Below are 5,965 nucleotides of genomic sequence, written 5' to 3'. Positions count from 1 at the left end.
CGGCAGGGCGGGTTCCGTATCAATGCTGAGGCTCATCTTTCAGTTTCTGAAATCTCCTTGAAGCTCATGGCCTCTCGCGGGACAAGCCCGCTCACCACCTGATACCTGGTTGAGTCGAAAGGGCTGTAGAACCATCAGTCCGCCGTCCTGAGCCCGCCTGATACCGGGGTGGCCCCTCTTTCAGCGACCGCGCAACCGGTGGTGAGCGGGCTTGCCCCGCGAGAGGCCATAGGCCTCACCGAAGATGTCAGAAGCCGAAAGACAAATCTCGGCGTTTGAAACCGGAGTGCTTTCCGTAGCTGACAGACATTCGGACAAGCTCGCTCTTGGAGCACCCAACTCAACCGTGCCGCAGAAAATCCACGACACTGCGGTTGAACATCTCCCGATGCTCCACCTGCACCCAATGCCCACAGCGGTTGAGCACGATGAATCGCGCCTGGCGCGCGCCATCGATGATGCGCTGCGCTCCGCCGACCGGGTTGAAGTGGTCGTCGTTGCCCCAGAACCCGAAGATCGGGCATTCGATCTCGCCCAGCCGCGCCTGCATGTTCGGCACCATCATGGTGCTGAACAGATTCTTCGGCTGGGTTTGCGCGACCGCGACCCGCTCCAGCAGCAGCTCCTCGGGCAGAATCGAATCATCGAACAGCTGCAGGCGCATCATGCTGCGCATCTCCTCGAGGCCGATGGGACCCGCGTTGAACAGCTCGACCATGCGCACGATCCCGGCCATCTGGAAGTAGGTCTCGCGCTCTTCGACACCGCCGGGTGCCAGCAGCACCAGGCGTTCTGGCAATTGCGGGAAGCGCAGCGCCAGGCCCAGGGCAATCGCGCCGCCGAGGGAGTTACCGAGCAGCGTGCAGCGCGAGACGCCGATCTGCGCGAGAAACGCGCCTACGCAGTCGACGAAGAAGTCCAGGTCGTACCGCACATCCTCGGGCTTGTCCGAGCGGCCAAAGCCGGGCAGGTCGAGCAGGACGTTGCGATACCCGGCCGAGGCGAGCGTCGGGTAGTTACCCTTGAAATTGCTGAAACCACTGGCGCCCGGCCCGCTGCCGTGCAACCAGAGCACCACCGGACCGCTGCCTTCATCCAGGTAATGCAGGCGCAGCCCGTTGGGCAGGGTGGTGTAGTGGCCTGTGGGCAAAGGCAGGTCGACGGGTTGATTCATGCTGATTCTCCAGGGGCGCGGATTCGGGGGGCGCAAACCGGGCAGCCGACACGCTGCCTGAAGGGGAAAGCCAGGCCGGCCCGGTGCGCGCATCTGAATCCTGTGCCGCGACGATGGCGCACACATCGTCCATTCAGACCACGCAGAGACGCCGAGCAGTGGCCTGTGTGCCTGAATCGTGCACTCGACTCGCCGCCAAGGTTTGCCGTGCTGGTCGTCATTGCTCGCCGTAGCGGGCGCTACGACTCGTGATGGCCTTGTATGGCAAGCCCTGGCATTCGCAGTTGATCACGCGATCCCACCGTGCGGGTCACTAGTCCCATCGGACGATGTTGGGCCCAGGCCGGCGGCGAATGATGGCGATGACCAACCCGCAACCATGGAGAACGCTATGAAACTACAGAACAAGGTGGCCTTCGTCACCGGCGCCGGGCAAGGCATGGGCCAGGCCATCGTGCGCCGCTTCGTTGCCGAAGGGGCGAAGGTGGTGGCTGTCGACCTCGATCAGGCCGCCCTGGCGGCAGGGCTGGCCGATCTGGGGGACGCGGTGCTGGCACTGGCCTGCAACGTCGCCGATGCGGCGTCCGTGGCGGATGCCATGGGCGAGGTCGAGGCGCACTTCGGCGGTCTGGACATCCTGGTCAACAACGCCGGTGTCGGTGGTCTCGACGCATTCCTGGAAACCTCGGACGACAGCTGGGCGCGGGTGATCGGCGTCAATCTGGGCGGGACCTTCCTGTGCTGCCGCGAGGGCGCGCGGCTGATGGTCAAGCGCAAGCGCAAGGGGGTGCTGATCAACCTGTCGAGCACCGCCGCGCTGACCGGCGACGGCCCTGCCCACTACTGCACCTCGAAAGCCGCGGTCATGGGCCTTACCCGTTCGATCGCCCGCGAACTGGCGCCTCATGGCATTCGCGTGAACACCCTGGTGCCGGGTCCGACCAATACCCCGATGATGGCCGGGATTCCCGAGGACTACATGCAAGCGTTGCTGAAGAACGTACCGCTCGGGCGCATGTGCGAAACCGACGAGATCGCCCGGGTAGCGGTGTTCCTGGCGAGTGAGGACGCCAGCTTCATCACCGGCCAGAACATCGCCGTCAACGGCGGCATGGCCTTCATCTGACAGGAGAGCACCTGATGAGCAAACGTCTGCAAGGCAAGATCGCGTTCGTGACGGGCGCCGGCTCCGGCATCGGTGAAGCGACCGCCATGCGCTTCGCCGAGGAGGGCGCCCTGGTGGTGCTCTGCGGGCGCCGGGCCGAACCGCTGGAAGGGGTACGGGAAAAGATCCTCGCCGAGGGCGGGCGTGCCGAGGTAGCGGTGGCCGATGTCAGCGACGAGAACGCCTATGTCACCGCCCTGCAGGACACGGCGCGGCGCCACGGGGGGCTGGACATCCTGGTCAACAACGCCATGGCCTACACCTGGGGCGGCATCGACGGCCTGTCCACCGCCGACTGGCACGCCAACTTCGCGACCACCGTGGACGGCACGTTCTGGGGTACTCGCACGGCGATGCAGTTGATGAAGGACAAAGGGGGCTCGATCGTCAACATCGCCTCCATCTGCGGGCTGTTCGGCACCGCGTCGATGGCCGGCTATTCGGCGGCGAAAGCGGCGGTGATCAACTTCAGTCGCGCCGCCGCCAGTGAAGGCGCCGCGCGCAACATCCGCTGCAACGTGATCATTCCCGGCGTCGTCGATACGCCGGCTACCGCCGGCATGCTCGGCGACGCCAAGACCCGGACCAACACCGAGAAGGTCATCCCCATGCGCCGTGTCGGCCTGCCGCGCGAGCTGGCCAACGCTATCCTGTTCCTGGCCAGCGACGAGGCGTCCTACGTCACCGGGGCAAGCCTGGCGGTGGACGGTGGGCGCGGTTCCGATCTGTACACGGTACTGGACTGATGGGTATGGAGATCGCTTCGCTGCTGCAACGCATCGATCGCCTGGAATCGCTCGACGCGATCCGTCAACTGGCCGGCAAGTATGCGCTGGCTCTCGACATGCGCGACATGGACGCCATGGCCAACTGCTTCGCCGAAGACGTGCGGGTCGGTCGGGACAAGCATGGCCGTGCGCACCTCAAGGCCTGGTTGGACGAGACCATGCGCAAGCAATTCCACGGCACGTCCCATCACCTGGGTCAGCACATCATCGAGTTCAGCGACCCGGATCACGCCACTGGGGTCGTGTACTCGAAGAACGAGCATGAAACCGGGCCGGAGTGGGTGATCATGCAGATGCTGTACTGGGATGACTACGAGCGGGTCAATGGGCGTTGGTGTTTCCGTCGACGCTTGCCGTGTTACTGGTATGCGACGGATCTGAACAAGCCGCCGATCGGTGGCTTGAAGATGCGCTGGCCGGGGCGTGAGCCTTATGCCGGCAGTTTCCACGAGCTGTTCCCGTCGTGGGATGCCTTCTGGGCGCAAAGACCGGACAAGGATGCCTTGCCGGAGATCGCCGAGCCCGCGCCCCTGGAAGGGTTCCTTGCTGCGTTGCGGCGAGGAGCGGGGGACCCGAGGATCCGCGTGCGCTGAGTGTTGATTGCAGGGTCTTGTGCCGGCTGTACCGGCCTCTTCGCGGGTAAACCCGCTCCCACAGGGTCCACAGGGGTCCGCATGCCCCAGGGCTTGGAGCTGTGCAGGACCTCATGCTCCTAGGCTTGGAGCTGTGCAGGAGCTCATGCTCTTAGGCTTGGAGCTGTGCAGGAGCTCATGCTCTTAGGCTTGGAGCTGTGCAGGACCTCATGCTCCTAGGCTTGGAGCTGTGCAGGGCCGCATGATTCTAGGCTTGGAGCTGTGCAGGGTCTCATGCTCCTAGGCTTGGAGCTGTGCAGGACCTCATGCTCCTAGGCTTGGAGCTGTGCAGGACCTCATGCTCCTAGGCTTGGAGCTGTACAGGGCCGCATGATCCTAGGCTTGGGGCTGTGCAGAGCCGCATGATCCTAGGCTTGGGGCTGTGCGGGTCGGCATGATTCTGGGCCTTGGAGCTGTGCGGGTCGGCATGATCCTGGGCCTTGCGGCTGTGCGGGTCGGCATGATCCTGGGCCTTGGAGCTGTGCGGGATCAGGTGGGAGCGGGTTTACCCGCGAAGAGGCCGGTGCAGTCATAGCCCACTTCTGCCATATCCAGAAACCATCAGCCATCCCAGGGCCCCACATCAGCCGCTATTTTCATGAGGAGTCCACTTTCAAGGATGATCCTCATGCCCCTCGCTCAATCCCATCTCCTTCGCCGCGGCCGTTTTTCCGAGCCGGGCAGGCTCTATCTGCTCACCACCGTTACCCACCGACGCAGACCACTGTTTCGCGATTTACACAGCGCTCGACTGGTCATACAACAACTGCGTCAGTCAGATCACGAGCAAGCCTGCCAGTCACTGGCCTGGGTGGTGATGCCTGACCATGTGCACTGGTTGATCGAGCTGAAGTCCGTGACCCTTGGCACATTGATGCGCAGGTTCAAGTCACGGTCCAGTCACGCCTTGCACAAGGCTGGTGTCGAGCATCACCCGGTATGGCAATCCGGGTATCAGGACCATGCCTTGCGCAGGGAGGAGGATATTCGGCAGGCGGCCAGGTACATCGTTGCCAACCCACTGCGGGCAGGGCTGGTCGATAGCGTAAGGCACTACCCGCATTGGGATGCTGTCTGGCTTTGAATCGACGTTGAAACATTCGCGGGCAAGCCCGCTCCCACAGGGAGCGCAGGTCTGCTTCCACAGGGGGCGCAGGTCTGCTTCCACAGGGTGGGCAAGCCTGCTCCACAGGGGGCGCAGGTCTGCTTTCACAGGGTGGGCAGGTCTGCTTTCACAGGGTGGGCAAGCCCACTCCCACAGGGTAGGGCAGGTCTTTATCGCTTCAGCGCAGCCGCGGCTCGCGCGGCATGCCCAGTGCCCGCTCGGCAATCACGTTGCGTTGGATTTCGTTGCTGCCGCCATAGATCGTGTCCGAGCGAGTGAACAGGAACAGCGACTGCAAGCGACTCAAGCCATAAGGCGCACTTTCCAGCACCTCGGCCGCATCCCCCAGTACATCCATGGCCAGCTTGCCCAGGTCGGCATGCCAGGTCGACCAGGCCAGCTTGTAGATCATCGCCTCGCGATTCAGGCTGCCATCCTGCGGGCCGGACAACATGCGCAACGAGTTGTAGCGCAGCACCTTGAGCCCCGACCACGCCTGGGCGATGCGCTGGCGCAGCAATGGATCGCGGGCGGCGCCGTTGGCTCGGGCGATGCGAATGACTTCGTCCAGCTCGTTCTGGAACTGCATCTGCTGGCCCAGCGTCGACACGCCACGCTCGAACCCGAGCAGGGCCATGGCGATCTTCCACCCATCGCCAGGCTTGCCTACCAGGTTGTCGATCGAGGTCGTGGCCTGGTCGAAGAACACCTCATTGAACTCGCTGGTGCCGGTCATCTGCTGGATCGGCTGCACGCGTATCTGCGTCTGCGCCATCGGCACCAAGAGGAAGGACAGCCCGTGATGACCAACGCTGCCGGGCTCGGTACGCGCCAGCACGAAACACCAATCGGCCTCGTGGGCCAAGGAAGTCCAGACTTTCTGCCCGCTGATCAGCCAGTATTTACCGGTCGCGTCGAGCCGGGCTCGGGTCTGCACGTTGGCCAGGTCGGAACCGGCGCTGGGCTCGGAATAACCTTGGCACCAGAATTCGCGCCCACCGAGAATGCCTGGCAACAAGCGCTGGCGCTGCAGCGCTGTACCAAAGGCGGCCAGGGTCGGTCCGACCAGCCCTTCGCCGATATGGCCCATGCGTCCCGGCC

6 protein-coding genes are annotated in these 5,965 nt (G+C 63.9%); 4 read left to right on the top strand and 2 right to left on the bottom strand.

Annotated features, from left to right (window positions below):
• Window positions 1-340: 340 nt before the first annotated feature.
• On the bottom strand, window positions 341-1,174 hold the full coding sequence (locus tag G7009_RS27195) for an alpha/beta fold hydrolase (protein ID WP_181133366.1): 834 nt from the start codon (window positions 1,172-1,174) through the stop codon (window positions 341-343).
• A 391-nt stretch (window positions 1,175-1,565) separates the two neighbouring features.
• Between G7009_RS27195 and G7009_RS27190 the strand changes: the two genes are divergently transcribed.
• The 4 genes from G7009_RS27190 (at window position 1,566) to G7009_RS27175 (ending at window position 4,843) form a co-directional block, all read left to right on the top strand.
• Complete coding sequence (locus G7009_RS27190) at window positions 1,566-2,300, top strand: SDR family NAD(P)-dependent oxidoreductase (RefSeq protein WP_181133365.1); 735 nt, start codon at window positions 1,566-1,568, stop codon at window positions 2,298-2,300.
• A gap of 14 nt (window positions 2,301-2,314) precedes the next feature.
• Complete coding sequence (locus tag G7009_RS27185) at window positions 2,315-3,085, top strand: SDR family NAD(P)-dependent oxidoreductase (protein ID WP_181133364.1); 771 nt, start codon at window positions 2,315-2,317, stop codon at window positions 3,083-3,085.
• 5 nt (window positions 3,086-3,090) lie between these two features.
• Window positions 3,091-3,720 carry a nuclear transport factor 2 family protein gene (locus tag G7009_RS27180; RefSeq protein WP_181133363.1) on the top strand — a complete coding sequence of 210 codons (630 nt, stop codon included), beginning with the start codon at window positions 3,091-3,093 and terminating at the stop codon, window positions 3,718-3,720.
• A 667-nt stretch (window positions 3,721-4,387) separates the two neighbouring features.
• Window positions 4,388-4,843, top strand: a complete 456-nt coding sequence (locus tag G7009_RS27175; RefSeq protein ID WP_181133362.1) for an REP-associated tyrosine transposase — start codon at window positions 4,388-4,390, stop codon at window positions 4,841-4,843.
• Between the two features lie 199 nt (window positions 4,844-5,042).
• On the opposite strand, the gene G7009_RS27170 is transcribed toward G7009_RS27175, so the two are convergent.
• On the bottom strand, window positions 5,043-5,965 hold a 923-nt coding region (locus G7009_RS27170; protein WP_181133361.1), incomplete at its 5' end, for an acyl-CoA dehydrogenase family protein.

The organism is Pseudomonas capeferrum, assembly GCF_013523055.1.
GTDB classification, from domain to species: Bacteria; Pseudomonadota; Gammaproteobacteria; order Pseudomonadales; family Pseudomonadaceae; genus Aquipseudomonas; species Aquipseudomonas capeferrum_A.
Note: the sequence above shows the minus strand (reverse complement) of the source record. Positions and strands in the feature narration are given on the sequence as shown.

Coding starts and splice junctions, on each gene's coding strand:
- G7009_RS27180 (WP_181133363.1), top strand. CDS start 3,091: ATGGAGATCGCTTCGCTGCTGCAACGCATCGATCGCCTGGAATCGCTC.
- G7009_RS27175 (WP_181133362.1), top strand. CDS start 4,388: ATGCCCCTCGCTCAATCCCATCTCCTTCGCCGCGGCCGTTTTTCCGAG.
- G7009_RS27185 (WP_181133364.1), top strand. CDS start 2,315: ATGAGCAAACGTCTGCAAGGCAAGATCGCGTTCGTGACGGGCGCCGGC.
- G7009_RS27195 (WP_181133366.1), bottom strand. CDS start 1,174: ATGAATCAACCCGTCGACCTGCCTTTGCCCACAGGCCACTACACCACC.
- G7009_RS27190 (WP_181133365.1), top strand. CDS start 1,566: ATGAAACTACAGAACAAGGTGGCCTTCGTCACCGGCGCCGGGCAAGGC.